Origin of the sequence: Rhizobium sp. BK275, from assembly GCF_014193555.1 — a bacterium.
In the GTDB taxonomy this organism is placed as follows: Bacteria; Pseudomonadota; Alphaproteobacteria; order Rhizobiales; family Rhizobiaceae; genus Rhizobium.
On sequence record NZ_JACHZL010000001.1, the window covers coordinates 1,052,742 to 1,074,748 of the forward strand.

The window sequence follows — 22,007 nt, forward strand, 5'->3', positions numbered from 1 at the left end:
ATCAATTTCGCGCAGCGGCCACCGCTTCGGCGAGGCCGGCCATCGAGGTGAAGTGATAGTCGGGCTCGGTGAATTCGGCCGGCTCGATAGTGCCGCCATATCCCTTCTGCGCATGGCGGCGCTCGATCCAGCAATTGGTCATGCCGAGCGCGCGCGAGATGCCGATGTCATGATATTGGCTCTGCGCCACGTGCAGAATATCACTTTTGGATGCGCCTTCGCCGGCCACGAAATCGAAGACGCTCTCGAAGAAAGCCGGATCCGGCTTCTCCGTTCCGGTATCGTCGGCCGTGAAAACGGCATGGAACGGGTTGCCGAGCTCGGCGGAGAAATGGTCGAAGGCCCAGCTCCGGGCATTGGTCATGGCGATCAGCCGGTAGTCGCGGGCAAGCCGCGCCATGGCCGCCGCGCTGTCGGGAAATGCCTTCCATGTCCTGGCGGAATCGCGCAGCCGCTCGCCATAGACCTTCTCGACGGGCAGGCCGAGATCGGGCGCGATGACGAGATAAACGCGCACGAGATCGTCGGGGAAGAGGATAGCATCCTCGTTGTAGCGGGCGGCGCGATAAAGCGTCAGCGCCTGCTCGCTGTCGATAGTCACACCCGCCTCGGCGGCGATCTCCTGGAGGCAGGACTTCAGGCCGCTCTCGAAATCGATCAAGGTCCCGACGACGTCGAAACTCATATATTTGAATTCAGGCAGAGACTTCGTCATGTCGTGTCCCCAGTGTCGGGCGCAGGCCGCTTCAGCCGCAGCCGCTTCGCAAAAATCTATCTCGTTCCCAAGCCCGGTTTTCCCGGGTTTCTTATGATGAGCCCCCTATTTTAAAGGGGCGCTTGGCTTCTGCTCATCTGGAGTTTGGCACCTTCTCCGCACGGATTGCGCCGAATAGGCGCCGTGATGCGGCACAAAATTCTGAATATCGGCATCCCGCAGTATTTCCTCGGCCGAGGTTCAATCCCTCAGCGCCCGCCTGACGTCGGGGTCCTCCAATGTCTGGTCGAGCGTCTTGGCGGTCCGTTCCAGGATCGCGTCGATATCGGCATCGGTGCAGCAGAGCGGCGGGGCATAGCCGATAACGCCGTTGGCGAAGGCGCGGATCACCAGGCCGTTCTCCCAGGCGCGGTCGAAAATGCGCCGCGCGGGCTGCGCTTCGGCGGGAAGCGGCGTGCGGGCCGTCTTGTCGGTCACGAGTTCGATTGCCGCCAGCATGCCGCGTCCGCGCACATCGCCGACCAGAGGATGGTCCCTCAACGCCTCGAGCCCCGCCATCAGCCGGGCGCCGGCCTTGACACCGTTCTCCAGCAGGCCGTTCTCGTAGAGCTTCAGCACCTCGAGGGCGACGGCGGCGCTGACCGGATGGGCGGAATAAGTATAGCCGTGACCGATCGCCGAAGCGCCAGCGCCCTCGGCGATCACCTGATAGACATGGTCGGCCATGAAGACGGCACCCATCGGCACATAGCCCGATGTCAGCCCCTTGGCTGTCGTCATGAAATCGGGAACGACCTCCTCCTGCGAGCAGGCAAAGAGCGGCCCGGTGCGGCCGAAGCCGGTGATCACCTCATCAGCGACAAAGAGAATATCGAGCTCGCGGCAGAGGTCGTGCATAGCCTTGAACCAGCCGTTCGGCGGAACGATGACGCCGCCGGAGCCCTGGATCGGCTCGGCATAGAATGCGGCGACGCGATCCGCGCCGATCGCCTCGACCTTGGCCCGCAAAGCGGCAAGCGATGCCGCGATGATCGCCTGCGGATCGTCGCCGGCCGGATTGCGGTAAGGATAGGGCGACGGAATTTTATGCTGCCAGTCGAAAGGAATGCCGAAGCCGGCATGGAAGACGGGCAGCGCGGTCAGGCCCGCACCGACCGTCGAGGAGCCGTGATAGCCCTGCTCGATCGAGATGAACTGGTCGCGCTGCGGCTTTCCGCGCGCGCTCCAATAGTAGCGGATGAAGCGGACCGTGCTGTCGACGGCGTCGGAGCCGCCGAGCGTGAAATAGATGTGGCTCAGATCTCCGGGCGCCCGCTCGGCAAGCTCGGCGGCAAGGCGGATGGCCGGTTCCGAACCCAAGCCGAAATAGGCCGTCGCATAAGGCAGTTCGCGCATCTGGCGCGTCGCCGCCGCGACGATCGACTCGTGACCATAGCCGGCATTGACGCACCAGAGGCCGGCAAAGCCGTCGATCAGTTGGCGGCCGTAAGCATCGGTGACCGTCGCGCCCTTGGCGGAGGCGAGAACCCGCACGCCCTGCGCTTCATGGCCGCGATAAGAGGCAACCGGATGAACGAGATGAGCGCGGTCGAGCTCGATGAGGGAATTTCTGTACATGAACGTCTCCTGCCTCAGCCGAGGGCCTGATTGACGAGTGCGAAAGTGGCGGCGACCGGATAGGCGGCGCGCGGGGTTAGCGGCTTTGCCATGGCGATGCCGCCGCCGACATGGGCGAGGCCTTGCGCGGCGAGCCAGGGGGCAAGCCCCGTATCGGAAGTCGTGTCGATACGCAAAAACCGTCCGGGGCGGCGGGCGATGAAATGCGCGGCGAGAGCCTTGGCGTCATCGAGGCCGCCGGCAACGACGGGACCGATGACTTCGCCGCGGCCGAAAGCGCGCAGCACGGCAAAGCCGCAGATGCGACCGCCGCGGCGCATTACCGCGACGTCGCCGATTTTGGCGAGATAGGCGATCAATCGCCTGCGATCGGCGCCGAAGGCGCAACGGTCGAGTTCGATGATTGCATCGATGTCGGCGCCGGTCGCGGCTTCCGTTCCCGGCAAAGCAGCGACCTCTCCCGCAACGCCCTGATGCTGCAGGATCGTGCCCGTCTGCGCAAAGCCGAGTTTCTCATAAAGCGGCAAACCCTCTTTCGTCGCGACCAAGCGGAGAGGCCGGCTGCCGGCGGTCTCCAATGCGGCATCCATCAGCCTGCGGCCGACGCCGCGTCCACGCATCGCCGCGTCGACGATCACCATGTTGATGGTGGCGCAGTCGGCCTCGTACATGGTCGTCAGCGCTGTTCCGACGACGCGGCCCGCTTCGATCGCAACCACACCTTCGCTGAGGGCAAGCGCCATCTGCCAGTCTTCCAGCCGGTGCGGCCAGCCCGCCTGCCGGGAGAGGGAGACCGCCGCTTCCAGGTGTTCGGGGCCGAAGGCCGCAAGGTCGATCTGACTTGTCTGCATTGGGATGTCCTTCATCTCTTGCCGGCAAGTGTGGTGCAGTATCGACCGGCAGATTGTCTGAAGGCCACGATCCCGGCAGTATCTTATAGCGTTGGTCGGACGCTCCGCCGCATCTTATGCTGGCAGGCGCGCACGCTTCGCAAATCCCTCGGCCGAAATGAGCAGCCGCGGCGGCGGCCATGCGCAACGTTCTGCCAAAGCCGGCTCAGGATACGAAACATTCTGCTTTGCCGGTCCGGATTTCAGTCGACCGGACGCCCGCACTGCGGCCTATGATGAGGGCAGACGAAACAACTGGAAACGCTCAGGATACCGTCATGGCTCACTTCCGTCCGAAATACATTACCTTCGATTGCTACGGCACGCTGACCAACTTTCAAATGGCGGAAGCGGCCCGCGATCTCTATGGCGAACAGCTCGACGAGGCGCGCATGGTGGAGTTCATCAAGAACTTCGCAGCCTATCGCCTCGACGAAATCCTCGGCGACTGGAAGCCCTATAAAGAAGTGGTGCACAATTCTCTCGAACGGGCCTGCAAGCGCAACGGCATAATATTCCGCGAGGAAGCCGCGCGCATGGTCTATGAGCGCGTGCCGACCTGGGGGCCGCATGCCGACGTCCCGGCCGGTCTTTCGAAGGTTGCCAAGGAAATTCCGCTGGTAATCCTGTCCAACGCAATGAACGTGCAGATCATGTCGAACGTAGAGAAACTCGGAGCGCCGTTCCATGCGGTCTATACCGCAGAGCAGGCCAATGCCTACAAGCCGCGCTTCCAGGCCTTCGAATACATGTTCGACATGCTGGGCTGCGGCCCCGAAGACATCCTCCATTGCTCCTCGTCCTTCCGCTACGACCTGATGTCGGCCCATGATCTCGGGATCAAGAACAAGGTCTGGGTCAATCGTGGCCACGAGCCTGCCAACCCCTATTACGGCTATCTCGAGATTCCCGATATTTCGGGTCTGCCCGGCGTCGTCGGGCTCTGAGGACGCGAGGCGATGAAGCTTCAATCCTACTGGCACGATACCGCTCCGGCTTTCGCCAATGCGGCGCAAGGGCCTGTCGAAGGTCACTATGATGTCGCGGTCATTGGCGCCGGCTTTACGGGGCTCGCGGCGGCGCGCCAGCTCGCCAAGGCGGGTGCGCGCGTCATCGTGCTGGAGGCTGAGAGGGTCGGCTGGGGAGCATCCGGGCGCAATGGCGGCCATCTCAACAACGGCCTTGCCCACAGCTTCATCGGCGCCAAGGCCGAACTCGGCAAGGAGCGCGCCATCGCGCTCTACCAGGCACTCGACGCCTCGATCGACACGATCGAGGCGATCGTCGCCGAGGAGGAGATCGACTGCAATTTCCGCCGCGCCGGGAAACTCAAGCTCGCCTCCAAGCCACAGCATTTCGATGCGATCGCCCGCAATTTCGAGGCTGTTCACGCCGAAGTGGATCCCGAGACGGCCCTGCTGTCGGCAAGCGACCTGAAAAACGAGGTCGGCGCGGCCTTTCATGGCGCGATGCTGTCGAAGAAAAGCGCCATGATGCATATGGGGCGCTATGTCGTCGGGCTGGCGGAAGCGGCCGGACGCCATGGCGCGATCATCGTTGAAAACGCTGCTGTCACCGACCATCGCCGGGCGGATGGCAGACATGTGCTGAAGACCGCCAAGGGCGTCGTGACGGCGGATCAGGTGCTGATCGCAACGGGCGCCTATACGACGCCCAACTTCGGCTATTTCCGCCGCCGCATCATCCCGGTCGGCAGCTTCATCATCGCAACCCGGCCGCTGACGCAAGCGGAGATCGCGGCGACCATGCCCGGCAACCGCACCTGCGTGAACTCGATGAATATCGGCAATTACTGGCGGCTGGCACCCGACAACCGGCTGATCTTCGGGGGCAGGGCACGCTTCTCTGCCGCCTCGGATCAGCGCTCCGATGCCAAAAGCGGCGCGATCCTGCGCGAGAGCCTCAGCCGCATCTTTCCGCAGCTTGCCGATGTCGAGATCGATTATTGCTGGGGCGGGCTGGTCGACATGACCAAGGACCGCTACCCCCGCGCCGGATATCAGGACGGAGCCTGGTTTGCGATGGGCTATTCCGGCCATGGGGCGCAGCTCTCAACCCATCTCGGCATGACGATCGCCGACGCGATCCTCGGCCGCCCGGACCATAACCCATTGAAGGGTCTGGAATGGCCGGCGGTGCCCGGTCATTTCGGCAAGCCGTGGTTCCTGCCGCTGGTGGGACTCTATTACAAGATGCTCGACAAGGTTCAGTAAGCCGGCTGTATCTTTTTCCTCCCAGGCAGATAGAGGGGTTGTGTTGGCAACCCCTCTATCTGTTTTATCGGCAGGAACCGGTCAGGCGAGGCCGCCGATGTGGAAGGATTTCATTTCGAGATATTCCTCGATGCCGGCCTGCGCGCCTTCGCGGCCGAGCCCCGACTGCTTGACGCCGCCGAAGGGGGCGACCTCGGTCGAGATGGCGCCGGTGTTGAGGCCCACCATGCCGAATTCGAGCGCTTCGCCGACCCGCCAGGCGCGCTTGAGGCTTTCCGTATAGAAATAGGAGGCAAGGCCGTAGGGCGTGCCGTTGGCTATGGCGAGCGCCTCTTCCTCGGTCTCGAAGCGGAAGAGCGGCGCGACGGGACCGAAGGTCTCCTCGCTGGCAAGCTGCATCTCGGTGGTCGCGCCGGTCAGGACCATGGGGGCTGTATATTGCCGGCCGGCCGGCAGCTCCGCTCTTCTGGTGACGATCGTCGCGCCTTTGGCCAGCGCATCATCGATGTGGCGGTTGATCTTGGCGATCGCCGCCTCGTTGATCATAGGCCCGATCGCCACGCCTGTTTCCGTTCCCGGACCGACCTTCATCCTGTCGACACGGGCCGCGAGCTTCTCGGCAAAGGCGTCATAGACGCCGGCCTGGACGAGAATGCGGTTGGCGCAGACGCAGGTCTGGCCGCCATTGCGGAATTTCGAGGCGATCGCGCCCTCGACAGCGGCATCGAGATCTGCATCGTCGAAGACAATGAACGGCGCGTTGCCGCCGAGTTCCAGGGAAAGTCGCTTCACGCTATCCGCGGCACCCCGCATCAACAGCGAGCCGACGCGGGTCGAGCCGGTGAAGGAGATCTTGCGGACCGCCTCGTTGGCCATGATCTCGTTACCGATCCCGGTCGGCATGCCGGTGACGATGTTGATCACGCCGGCCGGAATGCCGGCTTTTTCAGCAAGCCAGCCGATGGCGAGCGCCGAAAACGGCGTGAATTCCGAGGGCTTGATGACGACGGTGCAGCCGGCGGCGAGTGCGGGCGCCACCTTGCGGGTGATCATCGCATTCGGAAAGTTCCAGGGCGTGATGATGCCGCAGACGCCGACCGGCTCCTTCAGCACCACAATACGGCGGTCCGCCGTCGGCGAGGGGATCGTGTGGCCGCCGATTCGGCGGGCTTCCTCGGCAAACCATTTGACGAAGGAGGCGCCATAGCGGATCTCGCCGCGCGCCTCGTCGAGCGGCTTGCCCTGTTCCGTGGTCAGGATCAGCGCCAGATCCTCGATATGGTCGATCATCAGCGCGTGCCAGGCCTCCAGCAGCGCGGCGCGCTCGGCATGGGTCTTTTTCTTCCATGGACCATAGGCCGCCTCGGCGGCTTCGATCGCGGCGCGCGTTTCGGCGGCTCCCATGTCGGGCACCGTGCCGATGACCGTTTGCGTGGCCGGATCGGTGACCTCGACGCTATTGTCGGATGCGGCGGCAATCCATTTTCCGCCGATGAGCGCCTGTTGCCGGAAGAGGCCGGTTTCCTTCAAGTTCTGCATCTGTCTATCCCCGATGGAAGATGTTACAACTGAGCGAGAATGGAGGCGGTGATCGCCTCGGTTCTGTCCTTGCCCTGGATCGTGCCGATGCCGCAGGCGGTGGTCCATTCGATCGCCTTGATGATGGCGCCGGCGGCGGCTCTCTCGCCGAGGTGATCGAGCATCATGGCGCCGGACCAGATGGCGGCGATCGGATTGGCGATGCCGAGATGGGCGATGTCGGGCGCCGATCCATGTACGGGTTCGAACATCGACGGCGCGCTACGATCGGGATTGATATTGGCGGAGGCGGCAAAGCCGAGCCCGCCCTGGATGGCGGCGCCGAGGTCGGTCAGGATATCGCCGAAGAGATTGGAGGCGACGACCACATCGAGGCTTTCCGGCGCCATCACCATGCGCGCCGCCATGGCATCGATGTGATAGCTCGTGACCTCGACATCGGCATATTCATCGGCGAGCTTACGGGTGATCTCGTCCCAGAAGACCATCGAAAATTTCTGGGCGTTCGACTTCGTCACCGAGGCGAGCTTGCCGCGGCGGGCGCGCGCCTGTTCGAATGCGAAGCGCAGGATGCGTTCGACGCCCGTCCGGGTGAAGATCGATGTCTCGACGGCGACCTCGTCCGCCGTGCCCTGATGGACGCGGCCGCCGGCGCCGGAATATTCGCCCTCGGTGTTTTCGCGGATGCAGAGGATATCGAAGCCTGCCGATCTCAGCGGACCCTGCACGCCGGGCAGCAGCCGATGCGGGCGGATATTGGCATATTGCACGAAGCTCTTGCGGATCGGCAGCAAAAGGCCATGCAGCGATACCGAATCCGGCACCTCCGCCGGCCAGCCGACTGCGCCGAGCAGAATGGCGTCGAAGCCGCGCAGCGTCTCGATGCCATCGGCCGGCATCATCGCGCCGGTTTCTTTGTAGAAGGCGCAGGACCAGGGGAATTCCTCACCGTCAAGCATGAAGCCCGTCTTGTCGGCTGCCTTCTGCAGCACCAACCAGGCGGCTGCGGTGACATCGCGTCCGATGCCGTCGCCGGGAATAAGAGCGATCCGATAGTTTGTCATGGCGATATCCTCCTCAAAGGCTGATCAAGACGCTCTTGCTCTTGCGGTTGGCGTGATAGGCCTCGCGGCCGAGATCCTTGCCGATGCCCGACTGCTTGTAGCCGCCGGTCGGCAGGATATGATCGCGCGAGCGGTTATATCGGTTGACCCAGACCGTTCCGGTCTGCAGACGGCGGGTGAGCCGGATTGCCCGGGAAAGGTCCCGGGTGAAGAGCCCGGCGGCAAGGCCGTAGGTCGGATGGTCGGCAAGTGCGAGCGCCTCCTCCTCGTCCCGGAAGGTCTGGAGCGTCAGCACGGGACCGAAAATCTCTTCGGTGATGGCGGGTGAGTTCCGGTCGATCCCGGCGATCAGGGTCGGCCTGTAGAAATAGCCGGGACCCTCCATCGGCATGCCGCCGGCCAGGCATTCGCCGCCGGCTTCGACCGCCGCCGAGACGATCGAATGGATGCGATCCTGCTGCCTTTCGGAAATGATCGGCGAATATTGCGCCGCGCCATCCCAGGTCGGGGCGGCAGCCACGATCTTCATGCGGGCGACGATCGCCTCGACGAGCGGGGCGGCCGCAGTTTCCTCGACGATGAGGCGGGAGCCGGCCACGCAGGCCTGGCCGGCATTGCTCATGATGCCGGCGGCAATCGCAGCCGCCGTCTTGCCGAGATCCGCATCGGCGAAAACGAGCTGCGGGCTCTTGCCGCCAAGCTCCAGCGTCATCGGCTTGATGCCGGTGCGGGCGATGTTTTCCATGATCGCCGAACCCGCGCGCGTCGAGCCGGTGAAGCTGACCTTGCTGATGTCAGGATGTCCAGTAATCGCCGTGCCGGTGACGGGGCCGTCACCCAGTACGACATTGATCAGGCCGGCAGGCAGGCCGGCGCGAAGCGCGAGTTCGGCAAGGCGGATGGTCGAAAAGGGCGTGATCTCGGACGGCTTCAGAACCACGGCATTGCCGGCGGCGAGCGCCGGGCCGAGCTTCCAAGCCGCCATCGATACCGGAAAATTCCACGGTGTGATCGCGCCGACCACGCCATAGGGCTCGGTCATGATCATGCCGAGATTGCCGTCGTCGGTCGGCACCAGATCGCTGCCTTCCTTGTCGGCAAACTCGGCGAAGAAGCGGATCTGTTCGGCTGATACCGCGATGTCGCCTTCCACCAGATGGCCGACGGGACGGGTCGATGACAGCGCCTCCAGCCTTGCGAGCTCGGGCGCTTCCTGCTCGATCAGATCGGCCCATCGATGCAGCACCTTCAGGCGCTCACGCGGGCGAATGCCGCCCCAGTTGCTGGCCTTCAGCGCGGCCTTTGCGGATTGAACGGCATGGTCGACCAGGTCCTCGCCGGCGACAGGGCAATCGGCATAGGCCTTGCCGTCGGACGGGCGGCGCATGGGAATGACGCCCTCGGCCGGTATGAGGCGATCTCCAATGAGATGGCCGATGGGAAGGGAAATTCTGTCGGGATCGAAACTTAGGGTCATGGCAATACCTCGGATCACTGAAACGAGGCTAGCCGAACGGCCGAAGTAGCTTGATCCGATGATGGCGGGGAGGGCAGCGGAAAAACCCGTTCTGCCGCCGCCCGGCAGCTTATTGTTTTGCGTCCCGATGCATGGCGACATCGGAACGCGGAAGCCCTCTCACGCCATGACGGTGACGTAGATCTTGCGGACCGTCTCGATGGTCTTCCAAACGCCGACGAAACCGGGCTTCATGACGAAGCTGTCCCCCGCCTCGTAGACCACGGGATCGCCGCCTTCGGGCGTCAGTTCGACGACGCCAGACAGGATGTGGCAGAATTCGAAGGTCTCGCCCTTGATCGAGCGCGTGACGCCGGGCGTGGCTTCCCAGACACCGGTATGGATCATCTCGCCGCGGGCAATATCCTGCGTCCAGGTCTTGAACTGAGGGTCGCCGGAGATCAGCCGCTCGGGCAGCGGCACGTTCTCCCGCGGCGCAAAGGAAGGGTTGGGATCGATGGTCTTGAGAAGTGGCATGGAGTTTTCCTTTCGAGGTTGGACATGTCAGTAGCCGCGACGGCGGTCGATGAGGCCGACCGGATCGGATCCGGCGCGCATCCGCTTGATGTTTTCGGCAACGGCGCGGGCGGCGGTCTGGGGCTGAGTGACGCTCGCCACATGGGGCGTCAGCAAGATGCGCGGATGGCCCCAGAAGGCGTGGTCCGCCGGCAGCGGTTCCGGATCGGTGACGTCGATCACCGCGCCGGAGAGATGGCCGCTGTCCAAAGCCGCAATCAGGGCTTCATGATCGAGCTGCGGCCCGCGGCCGGTATGAACGAGCGCCGCGTCCTGCGGCAGGCGGCTGAAAAGATCGGCATTGAGAAAGCCGCGGGTCTCATCGGTGAGCGGCAGAAGGCAGACCAGAATATCGCTCTCGGCAAGCATGGCCTCGAGGCCGGCATCTCCCGCGTGGCAGCTCACGCCTTCAAGTTCATGGTGTGATCGGCTCCAGCCCGACAGGGGAAAACCGAAAGGCTTCAGCCGCTCGAGCACGGCCCGACCGAGCACGCCGAGGCCGAGCACGCCGATGCGGCGCTCCGAGGCGTGTAGCTGCGGCAGAGCCTGCCAGAGCCGGTCGCGCTGCTGGCCGATATAGGCGGGCAGGTTGCGGTGAAGCACCAGCGCGGCAAGCGTCACATATTCCTGCATCATCCGTACGATACCGTCCTCGACCATGCGCACCACCTTCACGTGATCCGGCACCTCGGCGATCTGGAACTGGTCGACCCCGGCGCCGATGGAAAACAGCACTTCGAGATTGCGGTAACGAGAGAGGTCGGACGGGACCGTCCAGGTGATCAGGTAGCGCACCGCCTCGGGGTCGACGGTCGCGGGGTCCATCGAAAAATCCAGATCCGGCAGTTCGCGCGCGAAGATCTCCTGGAAAATTGCGCCGCGGCGGGCATCGGAATTGAAGAGAAAGGTCATCGGCGTTGATCCTTAAGTCTTGCCGCAGTCAGGCGCGGCAGCGGGCGGCAAGCGCCTCGACCATCGCCTGGCAGGCGGCGAGTTCGCTCGTCAGAATGAACTCATCGGGCTTGTGGGCGCGGGCGATATCGCCAGGACCGCAGATGATCGCATCCACGCCCGCGCGCTGGTAGAGGCCGGCTTCGGTACCGTAGCTGACGGCGGCGAGCGGCGCTTTGCCGGTCAATTCCCGGAGGAGACCGGCAAGCGGTGCGGTGGGCGCAAGCGAGAGAGCCGGATAGGCGCTGAGGATTTCCCATTCGACGGCAAAACCGCGTGCCTTCTGGGCTTCCGCCGCGTTGCGCACGAGAGCAAGCGGAGAGACGGGATCGATGCCGGAGATTGCGCGTGCCTCCACTTCCAGCGTGCAGACCTCCGGAATGATGTTGACGGCTTGGCCGCCGCTGATCGTTCCGGCCTGCAGGGAGGAATAGGAAGGCTCGAATGCGCCGTCGAACGGCCCTTGCATCAGATCCTCCGCCGTTGAAATTGCCGCATTCAGCACGTCCGCCATGGCATGCACCGCGTTGAGACCGAGATCGGGCCGGGAGGAATGGCCGGAGCGGCCCTTGATGATGATGCGCGCGGCGGCCTTGCCCTTGTGGGCGAGGATCGCCTGCATGCCGCTCGGTTCCCCGATGATCGCGCCGAGCGGCGGCGCGCAGAGTTCGGGCAGCCGGGCGAGCAGGTGAGGCACACCACGGCAGCCTGCCTCCTCATCATAGGAAAAGGCGAGATGGACGGGGCGGGCAAGCGGGCTCGCCATCAGCGTCGGCACGGCGGCGAGGACGGCAGCCAGAAATCCCTTCATGTCGGAAGTGCCGCGGCCGTAAAGTCGCTCTCCTTCGGTTCGCAGCACGAAGGGGTCGGCGCTCCAGCCGGCTTCGTTGGCGGGGACGACATCCATATGGCCGGAAAGGATGTAGCCCGGCCTGTCGGAAGGGCCGATAGTCGCAAAGAGATTGGCCCGATCGCCTTCGTGGCCCGGAAGAATATGAGCTTCGACCGCGAAGGAGCGGAGATAGGCATCGATCCAAGAGACGATCGCGCCATTGGGCGTGCCGACGATGGAGGGAAAGTCGATGAGCTTGCGGAGGATCTCGACTACTTGCATGAGCATCCCTATTGCAGGCCTGCGTTGATTGCGAAACCGGCCGCCAGAGTCTTGGGAGGACGTGCAGCGCTGACGGAAGGAAACATTCCCAAACCTCTTGGGTGAATGGCGATACCGCCACTGGAATCTTTTACAACCGGCGAGGTTTTACATGCCGAAAGCCTCGCACATTTGGTTGATTGTTGCGCCGGCATGGGATTTACCAGCGATTTCTGCTGGCAATTTTCCCATAGTCTGATCGGGAAGGCGCCGGGTAGTATTCGACGGCGTTTTCCTGGATCCATTTTGGAGGAGCGCGTGACCGCTAGAAAATCGAGACTGGTTGACAGCTTCGAGATGCGCATCGCCGACATCAATACTGTCGATCTCGAACAATTGCATGCCCTGTCGATCGGCGTCGGCTGGCCGCACCGCGCCGATGATTGGCAATTTGCCCGTGATCTCGGCAAGGGTGTGGTGGCGCTGGATGAGGTCGGGCGCGTTCTGGGATCGGCCATGTGGTTTCCCCATGGTGAGGATTTCGCCACGATCGGGTTGGTCATCACCTCGCCGCGCCTTCAGGCCAATGGTGCCGGCCAATGGCTGATGGAACACATTCTGGCCCAGATTCCTGAATGCAATCTCGGTCTTAATGCCACGCGGGCGGCAAAACGCCTTTACCGTTCCCTCGACTTCACCGCCGAAGCCGTCGTCTTCCAATGTCAGGGCGAGGCGTCTTCTCCCGCTGAAGTGGAAATACCGGCCAGCGTCGAACTCCGAGCGCTCGACATGTCGGACCTCTCGGCGGTCGCCGCTCTGGACAAAGAGGCTTTCGGCGCGGATCGCACCGTGCTGCTGAGCCGAGTTCTTCTCGCGTCTAGCGGCTTAGGGTTGATCCGCAACGGAAAGATTGAAGCCTACTCCTTCTGCCGGCGATTCGGCCGCGGGTACGTCATCGGCCCCATGTCGGCAGCCTGCGATGCTGATGCGATCGCCATCAGTCGCCCGCACATCGCGGAGCACACGGGCAAATTCCTACGGCTGGACACACGTGAGAAAAGCGGAGCCTTCTCCGATTTCCTCTCCGATTGCGGCCTTCTCGTTTTCGATACCGTTACCACCATGTCACGCGGGCGCCCATGGCCGGAAGCACGCGAACGCCGTCCCGCCGGCACACCGAAAATATACGCATTGGCCGGTCACGCGCTCGGCTGATCTAAATCAGGTGACTTCGAACAAGGGAGAAAATATTCATGGCGGTGGTTCGCTTTGCGATAGGCTAAGCCGCCGCTGGCCGGTATCGAGCAAGATCTGCTTGGTGAACTCACGCTGCCAGCTACGTTTTCTACGCGTGCAAACGGCAAGCGCTGTGGAAGATTTTCACATAACGGGGATCACGCTTTTCCATCTCCCGCAACTTGTGGGGTCGCCTATTGCGAACTTATCCTCATGGGAGGAGAGGAAGGCGCTGGTTTTTTGGGGCCGGTCCAAGTTTGGACCGCTCCAGTCGGTGTGGTCGCGCCCATTCGCGCCGTGCCTCCTCCGAAAGCACCAATCCATGCCCCGGGCGCTCCGGCGCGTAGGCGAAGCCATTGCTGATCTCGATTGGCGTCTCGACCAGGTGGTCAAAGTTCTGGAAGGAATATTCCAGCCATTCCACCTCCGGCAGGGCGACAGCCATGTGAACGCCGATCTCCAGGAAGGTATTGCCGAGGCTGACCGGGATGCCCAGTTCGGCGGCCAGCCAACCGATGCGCATGACATCCGTCACCTGGCCGTGAACGTTCAGAATGTCGGCGCCGTGATGGTCGAGCAGGATCCTCTTGCCGGACAGATCGAGATATTCTCCGCTGTTGATCTGCGTCCAGTTGACAGCGTGACGCAGGGTTCGCAAACCCTCGAAATCGTGGCGCAGAATGGGATCTTCCACCCAGAGGAGATTGTGTCCTGCATCGCGTATTGCCGTCAGCTTGACCAGGGCCTCCTTAGAGCCCCAGGCTTCGTTCGGATCGATCATGATCTGTGCCCCCTCTGGCACGACCTTCTTCAAGAGTTCGAGGCGGCGAAGGTCGCGGGCAAAATCAGGATGGCCGACCTTGATCTTGAAGGCCGTGTAGCCGACGCTCGCGGCATGCGCGAACAGCGCGCTGAAGGCGTCGTCGCTTAGGTGGAAATCAAGGCCGCTCGCATAGGCGCGGACGCGGTTGCGTCGGCTTCCAAGGAGGCGGTGCAAGGGCATGCCTGCCTGCTTGGCGGCAAGGTCCCAGAGGGCCACCTGCAGCGCTTCTTGGAATGGCAGGGAGTAGGCGCGCTGGTTGCCCCCGCGCGGCCGGTTCACGCGATGAACCAGTCCGATCGCCTTTTCTCCCTTGATCACCGGCCAGACTTCGTTCTCGAAAACGGCCTCGATCTCGGCCTGATCCGGCAGGGGATAAAAAAGGGTCTGGATGAAGCCGAGCCCCACGTGGCCTGTGTCCGAGATCAGTTCGAGCGCGGCGACGTTGGTCTCGTCGGCGCGAACCTGACTGTCGCCGATTACGCGGTCGCGGGCAAATTGAAATCGGGTTATACGGAAGCGGGAGAGAGACATCGTAGTGCTCACTGATCGTTTAAAATATTGATCTGATCGATCAGAAAGGTGATATCTAACCTATGAAGAAACTGCAAGAGCCGCATGCCGCGAAGTCGGCGATTGGGGATGCCACGGCAACGCGCCTCAGCGACATAGCCTATGAGCGCGTCCTGGAAAGCCTGTTCGAACGGAAGGTGCCGGTGGGTGCCTTCATCTCGCAGAACGAGTTGTCGGCGATCGTTGGTGTTCCCGTGGCACCCTTGCGCGACGCGCTGCGCGTGCTGGAAACGGAAGGCATTCTGACCATCCACCCGCGCTCGGGCATCCAGTTCGTCCGGCCGGGTATGGAGCTTACGCGTTCCACCTATCAGTTCCGCTCCATTGTCGAGCGCGCGGCTATCAGGGTGTTTGCCGAGGAGGGCGACGAGAACCTGATGAATGCCCTGGAAGTCAGGCATTCCAGGCTTATTCGCCAGCTCGAGCGTAACGGCATAGGGCCTGAGCAGCTTCTGGAGACGGACGCGCTCGAGTTGGAACTGCACGGTGAGATCATCAGGGCCTTGCGCAATCCGCTGATCGACAGCGCCTACCGGCGCATGCACAACTACCTGCGTCTTCTGCGGCTGGAGCGAAAGGTCACGACGCCGATCCTGGTGCGCACGCTGAAGGAGCACCTCGATATACTCGAAGCATGCAGCACCAGGGACGCGGATGCTGCCGAAAAGGCCCTGATCGCGCACTTTCAGGCGGCCGTGCAACGCAATCTCGGTCTCGTTTGAACGTTTCCACGATCGCTGTCTTCGACTGAGCGTGTTGCGGGATCTCCAAAACGATGATATTGCCGTCTGATCGATCAGATTGATGATCTGATATCTCGGGAGGAGATAGTCGTGCAACTCAGCAAGCGTGAATTCCTGATAGCCTCGGCAGCGCTAAGTCTGGCGGCCAGCCTTCGCAGCGCCAATGCCGCCACCGCCATCAACTACTGGCACCATTTCGCCAGCCAGTCTGAGATGGCCGGGCTTGCAAAGATCATCCAGCTCTTTGCCGCGGCAAATCTGGACGTGGCGGTGACGCAGGAGGGCATCCCCAATTCCGAATATATGGCGAAGGTTTCGTCGGCGGTCGTTGCCGGAGGGCGCCCCGATACCGGCATGGTGATCGCCGAGCGTTTTGCCGATCTGACGGCGATGGGAGCGCTTGTTGATATCAGCGCGCGCGTCAACACTTGGGCCGGCAAGGCGAACCTGCCGGACAACCGTTGGACGGGAATGTCGCAGGACGGCGCCATCTATGCAGTTCCAGCCTATGCCTTCGTCGACTGGATGTACTACAGAAAAGACTATTTCGAGGAAGCCGGTCTTTCCGCTCCCCCGAAGACCTTCGAGGAATTCCTGGTCGCTTGCCGAAAGCTGACGGACCCTTCCAAGAACCGCTACGCGTTCGGGATGCGCGGCGGCGCCGGCGCTTTCAAATATGTCATCGATGTTATGGAAGCGTTCGGCTCGCCGCTGGTCAAAGATGGCCAGGCAGCCATCGACAAGCCGGCGGCCGTCGAGGCGATCACCTTCTATGCCGACCTTTTCCGCAAGGAGAAGGTGGTGCCGCCCAGCGCGCCGAATGACAGCTACCGGCAGATCATGGAGGGCTTCAGGACCGGTCAGACCGCGATGGTCTGGCACCATACCGGCTCGCTTATCGAGATCTCGGCAGCGCTCAAGCAAGGCGAGCAGTTTTCCACCGCGCCGATGCCCGCGGGTCCCAAAGCCCATATCGCCCGGGTCGCCTATGCCGGCAACGGGATCTTCAAGGAAGACAATGTCGAGGCCGCGTGGAAGTGGATCAGCTTCTGGGGCGAGACGGATGCGGCTATCGCGCTCCTTGAGGCAACGGGATATTTCCCGGCCTCCACGGCAGCATTGAAGGACGAACGCATCACGGGCAACCCGATCTACAATGCGGCAACGCAGACGCTGGAGTTCGGGCGGTTGCCCAACAGATTCGTAGGTGCCGCCGGTTGGTCGGAGAACGTCGTCAATCCGACGTTCCAGGCGGTCCTTACCGGTCAGTTGACACCGGAACAGGCCGTGGACCGCTTCATCGAAGGCCTCGAAGCCGCCCTTCGCTAACCTCGTTCAGGCGCGATGTCCTAATGGGGCACGCGCCTTAATCAGGGACGGCGCCATCGCCGATATTCAATGACATCAACCTCATACCGCCGACCGCTCCGCCGCCTTGGCGAACTCTCGGAGACACGCTCCTGGGTCTATCTTCTCCTGTTGCCGAGCCTCCTCCTGCTCCTCCTCGTCGTCGCCTACCCGACGATCTACGGCTTCGTCATCAGTACGCGGGAAATGCGCCTCACCCGGCCGGGTCTCAACGGCTGGGTGGGGATGAAGCACTATGTGGCGATGATGTCCGATCGGGTCTTCTGGATCTCGTTGAAGAACACCGCGATATGGGTAACGGCGGCGATCGCCGTCGAGATGACGCTTGGCTTCATCGCTGCTGTTGCGCTGAACCGAAATCTGCCGGGGACGAAGATCTTCGGCGTTTTGATCCTGCTGCCCTATTTCCTTCCGAATGTCGTGGCGGGACACATGTGGGCGCTGCTTCTCGACCCGCGGCTTGGCGTCATCAATGACATCTTCGTTCGGATAGGCCTGCTCCATGCCTACAAGGCATGGTTTGCCGACCCGAATACCGCGCTTGCCGCCACGACCCTCGTCGAAGCCTGGCATGGGTTTCCATTCTTTGCCCTGCTGTTTCTCGCTGGGTTGAAAGGGATTCCCGAGAACCTTTACAAGGCTGCCGCGGTAGACGGGGCCGGTTCCTTTACGAAATTCCGGTTGATCACGGTGCCGATGCTCAAAACAGTAATCGCCGCTGCAGTCATCCTGCGTGTCATCAGCCTTGTCAATTCTCCCGATCTTCTGCTGGTCCTGACCGGCGGCGGCCCCGGAAACGCGACGCAAGTCCTGTCACTCTACGCCTTTCAGACGGCCCACCGGGATTTCAATTTTGGCTATGCCGGTGCTCTGTCGGTCGTGATGTTCCTGATCCTGATGATTTTTGCGACGATCTACATCCGCCTGTCACGTATAACGAAAGAATGATCCATGTTTCGAACCAAACATAGCAGGCGTTTGGCAGCCGACGTTCTCACCTACATCGTCCTGTGCGCGCTCGGGATCTTCTGCCTTGGCCCGATCCTCTGGATGTTCCTGACCTCACTGAAGGCAGAAACGGACATCGTCACCTCGCAGATGCAATATATTCCCCGGCACGTGACATTTCAGAACTACGTGGCGATCTGGACGCAGTCCAACTTTCCGGTTTTGATCAGCAACAGCCTGATCGTAACCATCGTCACCGTGACCATCTGCGTCGTTGCCGGCACGCTGGCGGCTTACGCGTTTGCACGGATGACATTCCGCGGCCGCAACAGCCTCATGCTGGGTTACCTGCTGATCCGCATGTTCCCTGCCGTGATGATGATCATCCCGCTTTATGTGATGATGAAAACCGTGGGCCTGGTGGACAGCCGGTTCGGCCTTGCGCTTGCCTATACCAGTTTCCTGCTGCCGCTCTTCGTGTGGATGCTCAAGGGCTTCCTGGACGCCGCGCCCAGGGAACTCGAAAGCGCCGCGCGCATCGACGGCTCGACGCGGCTCGGCGCCATGGTCCGCATCGTCTTGCCGCTGGCGCGCAATGGTCTGCTCGCCAGTTCGGTCTTCATCGCCATCGCCGCCTGGAACGAATTCATTTTCGCCCTCATGCTGACCACCGGGCAGGGATCGCGCACATGGCCTGTCGGGCTCCAGCTGATGGTCGGTGAATTCCAGCTTCCATGGGGCGTTCTGGCCGCCGGAGGCATTCTCAGCATTCTGCCCGTCATGCTTCTTTTCGCGATCGTCCAACGGGCGATGGTCCAGGGACTGACTGCCGGCGCAATCAAGGGCTGAAGGGGACGATAATGGCTACACTCTCGCTCAAAAACATCCGAAAGTCATATGGTGCGCTTGAAGTGCTTCACGGGATAGACGTCGAGCTTGAGGACGGCGGTTTCCTCGTCCTGCTCGGGCCATCCGGCTGCGGCAAGTCGACCTTGCTCAACATCATCGCGGGCCTCGACGATTCCTCAAGCGGCGATATCGCCATCGGCGGCCGCTCGGTATCGGCTCTCCCACCGAAAGACCGTAACATCGCGATGGTCTTCCAGTCCTACGCGCTTTACCCGGCGATGTCGGTCGAGCGTAACATCGGTTTTGGTCTGGAGATGCGTGGTGTACCGGCGGGCCAGCGCCGCGAAGCCGTCGCGCAAGCCGCCGACATGCTGCAGGTCACGCATCTCCTCGATCGCAAACCGGCGAACCTGTCCGGCGGTCAGCGCCAGCGCGTGGCAATGGGACGCGCAATCGTCCGGAATCCGGACTTGTTTCTGTTCGACGAGCCGCTTTCCAATCTTGATGCCAAGCTCAGGGTGGAGATGCGCACCGAGATCAAGAGGCTCCATGAGCGGCTTGGCACCAGCATCGTTTACGTGACGCATGACCAGATCGAAGCCATGACACTGGCTACCAAGGTGGCGGTCATGAAGGGTGGCCACCTCCAGCAACTGGCCGATCCGCGAACCATCTACGAACGCCCCGCCAACATGTTCGTCGCCGGTTTCATTGGTTCGCCGGCCATGAATTTTCTCCGGGGACGCGTGGTCAAAAGCGATCGTGGTTGGCAGTTTCGCGCGGAGGGGGTTGCGCTGGAACTCGGAGCCGGAAACGGTGAATTGACCGAGCGGGATCTGATCCTGGGTGTTCGTCCGGAGGAGTTGAAGATTGTTCAAGTACACGGCGCCTTTCATGGTGTCATCGACGTGGTCGAGCCGACCGGACCGGATACGATCCTGACGACGGTCGTTGGCCCTCAAACCGTTATCGCTCGGGTAGAGCCTCGATTTTCCGGAAAGAGGGGAGATCCGGTTGCCTTTGCCGTGGATCCATCGAGCGTCAATCTCTTCGATGCAGAGACGCAGCTGAGGCTATAACGCTGCGACGGTCGCATCTATTCGCGTCGGTGCGCACGGTCAAGAACGTCACTGGCGCTCGTCAAACGTTTGGTGCGCTGTCTCCAATTGTGTTGGCAAAGTCCAGCGCGTGGACTCCCCCGATAAGGTGTATGGTAGCTATAGCCGAATTCCGTCAAACCTGTCGGCCGTGCATGTGATCAGTCTCTAATCGCTGGCGCGGTCATCGAGCGTCGAACGTTGCAGCGGTAGGTCCTGCTCGCCTCGGATCAATGGTTTCAGCAACAGAATGCTGAAGACCGTAGCGATCATCAAAAACAGTACGATCAGGACAAGATGATCGATGATCAACCAGCGCAGCCAGCGCCCCGTTTGCTCGGACATTGTCATTGACCTTCTCCAGGGGATGATTGAACTGGGGAATGCAGCTCCCCCGATCTCTCATTTCTCCGTGCCTTGTAGGGTAAAAATTATCACCTCCGCGCGCTGCAGCATTGCGCGAGGTCAAAAACGAACTGGTCTTCAAAGCGAACGCAATGTTGATGTTGATCAACGCGGCTGCCCAAGCTCTATGCCAATTATCATCAACGGGCCGAGGACATTTGCCCTTGGTTTTACCTGGGAGATGGAAGATGGCGCATAAACAGGTTCTTTTTCATTCCGAAGCCAGAGGCAAGATCCTTCAGGGGGCGAGTAAGCTCGCAGACGCAGTGCGCATCACCCTTGGGCCGCGCTCGAAGTCGGTGCTGATCGAAAAGAAGTGGGGTGCGCCCATCGTGTGTAATGACGGTGTGACGATTGCCAAGGAATTCGACCTGAAGGACGCGGAGGAAAATTTGGGCGCCCGCATGCTGCGAGCCGCCGCGGAAAAGACAGGCGAGGTTGTCGGCGACGGAACGAGCACGTCGACGCTATTGGCACATGCGATCCTGGCGGACGGCCATCGCAACGTCGTAGCTGGCGCTAGCGCCATCGATATCAAACGAGGTCTTGATCGTGCCGTTGTTCGGGCCGTCGGGGCGTTGCGATCGATATCGAGACCAGTGACCTCGGACAAGGAAAGGCAGCAGGTTGCCTCTATCTCCGCCCATAATGATGAGGCGATCGGCAAGCTGGTCGCCGAAGCCATGGCAAAGGTCGGCAAGGAAGGCGTCATCACCGTCGAGGAATCAAAGACGATGGAGACACGTCTCGATGTGGTCGAGGGAACGCAGTTCGATCGCGGTTATATTTCAGCCTATTTTGCAACCGATGCCGAGAAGATGGAATGCGTCCTGGAAGACGCAAGGGTGCTGATCTTTGACCGAAAGATCTCCGCATTGGGCGACCTTGTCGCGTTACTTGAGCAGATTGCCAAATCAGGCAAGCCATTGCTCGTGATCGCCGAGGACGTGGAAGGTGAGGCGCTTGCAACCCTCATCGTCAACCAGCTGCGCGGCACGTTCCGCAACTGTGCCGTCAAGGCTCCAGGCTTCGGCGACCGCCGCAAAGCCATGCTGCAGGATTTGGCGATCCTCACCGGAGCGCAGCTCATTTCCGAAGACCTCGGCTTCAAGCTGGACAAGGTGACGGTAGATCAGCTCGGCACAGCGGCGCGTATCGTCGTCGATAAGGACACGACGACAATTGTCGGCGGAGGCGGTTCGCAGCAGGCCATCAAAGGGCGGGCTGAACAGATCCGCAAGGAGATCGAGACGACGACGAGCGACTACGACAAGGAAAAGCTGCAGGAGCGGCTTGCCAAATTGTCGGGAGGCGTTGCGGTCATCCGCGTCGGCGCGCTTGCGGAAGCGGAGGTGAAGGCTAAGAAAGAAGCTCTCGACGATGCGATCAATGCCACAAAGGCCGCGGTCGATGAAGGTATCGTTCCTGGGGGCGGCCTGGCGCTGCTTCGCTGTGTAAAGGCGGTGGTCGGAGAGGAAGACCTCTGCGAAGGCGACGAGCGAACGGGCGTGCAGATCCTCAAGCGCGCCTTGGAAGTACCGGCCAGACAGATCGCCGAGAACTCGGCGGTCGACGGCGGTGTCGTTGTCGCCAGGATGCTGGAATCTGACGGCGCGATTGGTTTCGATGCGGCCCGCAATCGCTACGTCGATCTTCTTGAGGAGGGGATCATCGATCCGACCAAAGTGGTGCGCGTCGCGTTGGAAAATGCGGTGTCGGTTGCCAGCATATTGCTCCTCTCGGAGGCGACGATGACCGAAATTCCGGAGCCCGTCCAGCAACCGGCTGCCCCGCCCATGGAGATCTAGAACGGGTAAGCAACGCGCCCTGTCA

General features: G+C 61.8%; 20 protein-coding genes. 9 read left to right on the plus strand and 11 right to left on the minus strand.

The genetic code is table 11. The features are described 5' to 3' along the window. Position 1: 1 nt before the first annotated feature. From FHT82_RS04805 to FHT82_RS04815, 3 genes are all read right to left on the minus strand, one after another. Positions 2 to 715 carry an HAD-IA family hydrolase gene (locus tag FHT82_RS04805; RefSeq protein WP_183726792.1) on the minus strand — a complete coding sequence of 238 codons (714 nt, stop codon included), beginning with the start codon at positions 713 to 715 and terminating at the stop codon, positions 2 to 4. Positions 716 to 955: 240 nt separating this feature from the next. Next, entirely contained in the window at positions 956 to 2,332 is a 1,377-nt protein-coding gene (locus FHT82_RS04810; protein ID WP_183726794.1) for an aspartate aminotransferase family protein, read from the minus strand. Between the two features lie 14 nt (positions 2,333 to 2,346). Then, the gene (locus FHT82_RS04815; RefSeq protein ID WP_183726796.1) at positions 2,347 to 3,183 is read right to left on the minus strand and encodes a GNAT family N-acetyltransferase; all 837 of its coding nucleotides are present in this window, start codon (positions 3,181 to 3,183) and stop codon (positions 2,347 to 2,349) included. A gap of 317 nt (positions 3,184 to 3,500) precedes the next feature. Here FHT82_RS04815 and FHT82_RS04820 point away from each other — a divergent pair, with 317 nt between their 5' ends. Both FHT82_RS04820 and FHT82_RS04825 read left to right on the plus strand, forming a co-directional pair. Beyond that, on the plus strand, positions 3,501 to 4,169 hold the full coding sequence (locus tag FHT82_RS04820) for a haloacid dehalogenase type II (protein ID WP_183726798.1): 669 nt from the start codon (positions 3,501 to 3,503) through the stop codon (positions 4,167 to 4,169). Positions 4,170 to 4,181: 12 nt separating this feature from the next. Further along, a complete protein-coding gene (locus tag FHT82_RS04825; RefSeq protein ID WP_183726800.1) occupies positions 4,182 to 5,456 on the plus strand; it encodes an FAD-binding oxidoreductase in 1,275 nt (424 codons plus the stop codon). Positions 5,457 to 5,537: 81 nt separating this feature from the next. Here the strand turns inward: FHT82_RS04825 and FHT82_RS04830 are convergent, their stop codons facing one another. The 6 genes from FHT82_RS04830 to argE form a co-directional block, all read right to left on the minus strand. Next, positions 5,538 to 6,995: an NAD-dependent succinate-semialdehyde dehydrogenase gene (locus FHT82_RS04830; protein WP_183726802.1), complete on the minus strand. Its 1,458-nt coding sequence runs from the start codon at positions 6,993 to 6,995 to the stop codon at positions 5,538 to 5,540. Between the two features lie 23 nt (positions 6,996 to 7,018). Then, complete coding sequence (locus tag FHT82_RS04835) at positions 7,019 to 8,059, minus strand: tartrate dehydrogenase (protein WP_183726804.1); 1,041 nt, start codon at positions 8,057 to 8,059, stop codon at positions 7,019 to 7,021. Between the two features lie 13 nt (positions 8,060 to 8,072). Beyond that, complete coding sequence (locus FHT82_RS04840) at positions 8,073 to 9,536, minus strand: aldehyde dehydrogenase family protein (RefSeq protein WP_183726806.1); 1,464 nt, start codon at positions 9,534 to 9,536, stop codon at positions 8,073 to 8,075. Between the two features lie 159 nt (positions 9,537 to 9,695). Beyond that, positions 9,696 to 10,052: a cupin domain-containing protein gene (locus FHT82_RS04845; protein ID WP_183726808.1), complete on the minus strand. Its 357-nt coding sequence runs from the start codon at positions 10,050 to 10,052 to the stop codon at positions 9,696 to 9,698. 27 nt (positions 10,053 to 10,079) lie between these two features. Further along, positions 10,080 to 11,003, minus strand: a complete 924-nt coding sequence (locus FHT82_RS04850) for a glyoxylate/hydroxypyruvate reductase A (protein WP_183726810.1) — start codon at positions 11,001 to 11,003, stop codon at positions 10,080 to 10,082. Positions 11,004 to 11,031: 28 nt separating this feature from the next. Next, a complete protein-coding gene (gene argE / locus FHT82_RS04855) occupies positions 11,032 to 12,156 on the minus strand; it encodes an acetylornithine deacetylase (protein WP_183726812.1) in 1,125 nt (374 codons plus the stop codon). A 336-nt stretch (positions 12,157 to 12,492) separates the two neighbouring features. Here argE and FHT82_RS04860 point away from each other — a divergent pair, with 336 nt between their 5' ends. Further along, positions 12,493 to 13,350: a GNAT family N-acetyltransferase gene (locus FHT82_RS04860; protein WP_246698089.1), complete on the plus strand. Its 858-nt coding sequence runs from the start codon at positions 12,493 to 12,495 to the stop codon at positions 13,348 to 13,350. A 232-nt stretch (positions 13,351 to 13,582) separates the two neighbouring features. Here the strand turns inward: FHT82_RS04860 and FHT82_RS04865 are convergent, their stop codons facing one another. Then, entirely contained in the window at positions 13,583 to 14,725 is a 1,143-nt protein-coding gene (locus tag FHT82_RS04865; protein WP_183726814.1) for a mandelate racemase/muconate lactonizing enzyme family protein, read from the minus strand. A gap of 62 nt (positions 14,726 to 14,787) precedes the next feature. Between FHT82_RS04865 and FHT82_RS04870 the strand changes: the two genes are divergently transcribed. The 5 genes from FHT82_RS04870 (at position 14,788) to ugpC (ending at position 19,751) form a co-directional block, all read left to right on the plus strand. Next, on the plus strand, positions 14,788 to 15,486 hold the full coding sequence (locus tag FHT82_RS04870) for a GntR family transcriptional regulator (protein WP_183726816.1): 699 nt from the start codon (positions 14,788 to 14,790) through the stop codon (positions 15,484 to 15,486). Positions 15,487 to 15,597: 111 nt separating this feature from the next. Next, positions 15,598 to 16,836: a sugar ABC transporter substrate-binding protein gene (locus FHT82_RS04875; protein WP_183726818.1), complete on the plus strand. Its 1,239-nt coding sequence runs from the start codon at positions 15,598 to 15,600 to the stop codon at positions 16,834 to 16,836. A gap of 69 nt (positions 16,837 to 16,905) precedes the next feature. Further along, complete coding sequence (locus tag FHT82_RS04880) at positions 16,906 to 17,823, plus strand: sugar ABC transporter permease (protein WP_183726820.1); 918 nt, start codon at positions 16,906 to 16,908, stop codon at positions 17,821 to 17,823. A 3-nt stretch (positions 17,824 to 17,826) separates the two neighbouring features. Continuing rightward, positions 17,827 to 18,672, plus strand: a complete 846-nt coding sequence (locus FHT82_RS04885) for a carbohydrate ABC transporter permease (protein ID WP_183726822.1) — start codon at positions 17,827 to 17,829, stop codon at positions 18,670 to 18,672. Between the two features lie 11 nt (positions 18,673 to 18,683). Further along, the gene (gene ugpC / locus FHT82_RS04890) at positions 18,684 to 19,751 is read left to right on the plus strand and encodes a sn-glycerol-3-phosphate ABC transporter ATP-binding protein UgpC (RefSeq protein ID WP_183726824.1); all 1,068 of its coding nucleotides are present in this window, start codon (positions 18,684 to 18,686) and stop codon (positions 19,749 to 19,751) included. A 186-nt stretch (positions 19,752 to 19,937) separates the two neighbouring features. On the opposite strand, the gene FHT82_RS04895 is transcribed toward ugpC, so the two are convergent. Beyond that, on the minus strand, positions 19,938 to 20,120 hold the full coding sequence (locus FHT82_RS04895) for a hypothetical protein (protein ID WP_183726826.1): 183 nt from the start codon (positions 20,118 to 20,120) through the stop codon (positions 19,938 to 19,940). A gap of 242 nt (positions 20,121 to 20,362) precedes the next feature. Between FHT82_RS04895 and groL the strand changes: the two genes are divergently transcribed. Next, on the plus strand, positions 20,363 to 21,982 hold the full coding sequence (groL, locus tag FHT82_RS04900; protein WP_183726828.1) for a chaperonin GroEL: 1,620 nt from the start codon (positions 20,363 to 20,365) through the stop codon (positions 21,980 to 21,982). The last annotated feature ends 25 nt before the right edge of the window (positions 21,983 to 22,007 follow it).

What these genes read in the sequence shown, in the direction of transcription:
- FHT82_RS04805 (WP_183726792.1), bottom strand. Translation starts at nt 715, where the DNA reads ATGACGAAGTCTCTGCCTGAATTCAAATATATGAGTTTCGACGTCGTC.
- FHT82_RS04810 (WP_183726794.1), bottom strand. Translation starts at nt 2,332, where the DNA reads ATGTACAGAAATTCCCTCATCGAGCTCGACCGCGCTCATCTCGTTCAT.
- FHT82_RS04815 (WP_183726796.1), bottom strand. Translation starts at nt 3,183, where the DNA reads ATGCAGACAAGTCAGATCGACCTTGCGGCCTTCGGCCCCGAACACCTG.
- FHT82_RS04820 (WP_183726798.1), top strand. Translation starts at nt 3,501, where the DNA reads ATGGCTCACTTCCGTCCGAAATACATTACCTTCGATTGCTACGGCACG.
- FHT82_RS04825 (WP_183726800.1), top strand. Translation starts at nt 4,182, where the DNA reads ATGAAGCTTCAATCCTACTGGCACGATACCGCTCCGGCTTTCGCCAAT.
- FHT82_RS04830 (WP_183726802.1), bottom strand. Translation starts at nt 6,995, where the DNA reads ATGCAGAACTTGAAGGAAACCGGCCTCTTCCGGCAACAGGCGCTCATC.
- FHT82_RS04835 (WP_183726804.1), bottom strand. Translation starts at nt 8,059, where the DNA reads ATGACAAACTATCGGATCGCTCTTATTCCCGGCGACGGCATCGGACGC.
- FHT82_RS04840 (WP_183726806.1), bottom strand. Translation starts at nt 9,536, where the DNA reads ATGACCCTAAGTTTCGATCCCGACAGAATTTCCCTTCCCATCGGCCAT.
- FHT82_RS04845 (WP_183726808.1), bottom strand. Translation starts at nt 10,052, where the DNA reads ATGCCACTTCTCAAGACCATCGATCCCAACCCTTCCTTTGCGCCGCGG.
- FHT82_RS04850 (WP_183726810.1), bottom strand. Translation starts at nt 11,003, where the DNA reads ATGACCTTTCTCTTCAATTCCGATGCCCGCCGCGGCGCAATTTTCCAG.
- argE (WP_183726812.1), bottom strand. Translation starts at nt 12,156, where the DNA reads ATGCAAGTAGTCGAGATCCTCCGCAAGCTCATCGACTTTCCCTCCATC.
- FHT82_RS04860 (WP_246698089.1), top strand. Translation starts at nt 12,493, where the DNA reads ATGCGCATCGCCGACATCAATACTGTCGATCTCGAACAATTGCATGCC.
- FHT82_RS04865 (WP_183726814.1), bottom strand. Translation starts at nt 14,725, where the DNA reads ATGTCTCTCTCCCGCTTCCGTATAACCCGATTTCAATTTGCCCGCGAC.
- FHT82_RS04870 (WP_183726816.1), top strand. Translation starts at nt 14,788, where the DNA reads ATGAAGAAACTGCAAGAGCCGCATGCCGCGAAGTCGGCGATTGGGGAT.
- FHT82_RS04880 (WP_183726820.1), top strand. Translation starts at nt 16,906, where the DNA reads ATGACATCAACCTCATACCGCCGACCGCTCCGCCGCCTTGGCGAACTC.
- FHT82_RS04885 (WP_183726822.1), top strand. Translation starts at nt 17,827, where the DNA reads ATGTTTCGAACCAAACATAGCAGGCGTTTGGCAGCCGACGTTCTCACC.
- ugpC (WP_183726824.1), top strand. Translation starts at nt 18,684, where the DNA reads ATGGCTACACTCTCGCTCAAAAACATCCGAAAGTCATATGGTGCGCTT.
- FHT82_RS04895 (WP_183726826.1), bottom strand. Translation starts at nt 20,120, where the DNA reads ATGACAATGTCCGAGCAAACGGGGCGCTGGCTGCGCTGGTTGATCATC.
- groL (WP_183726828.1), top strand. Translation starts at nt 20,363, where the DNA reads ATGGCGCATAAACAGGTTCTTTTTCATTCCGAAGCCAGAGGCAAGATC.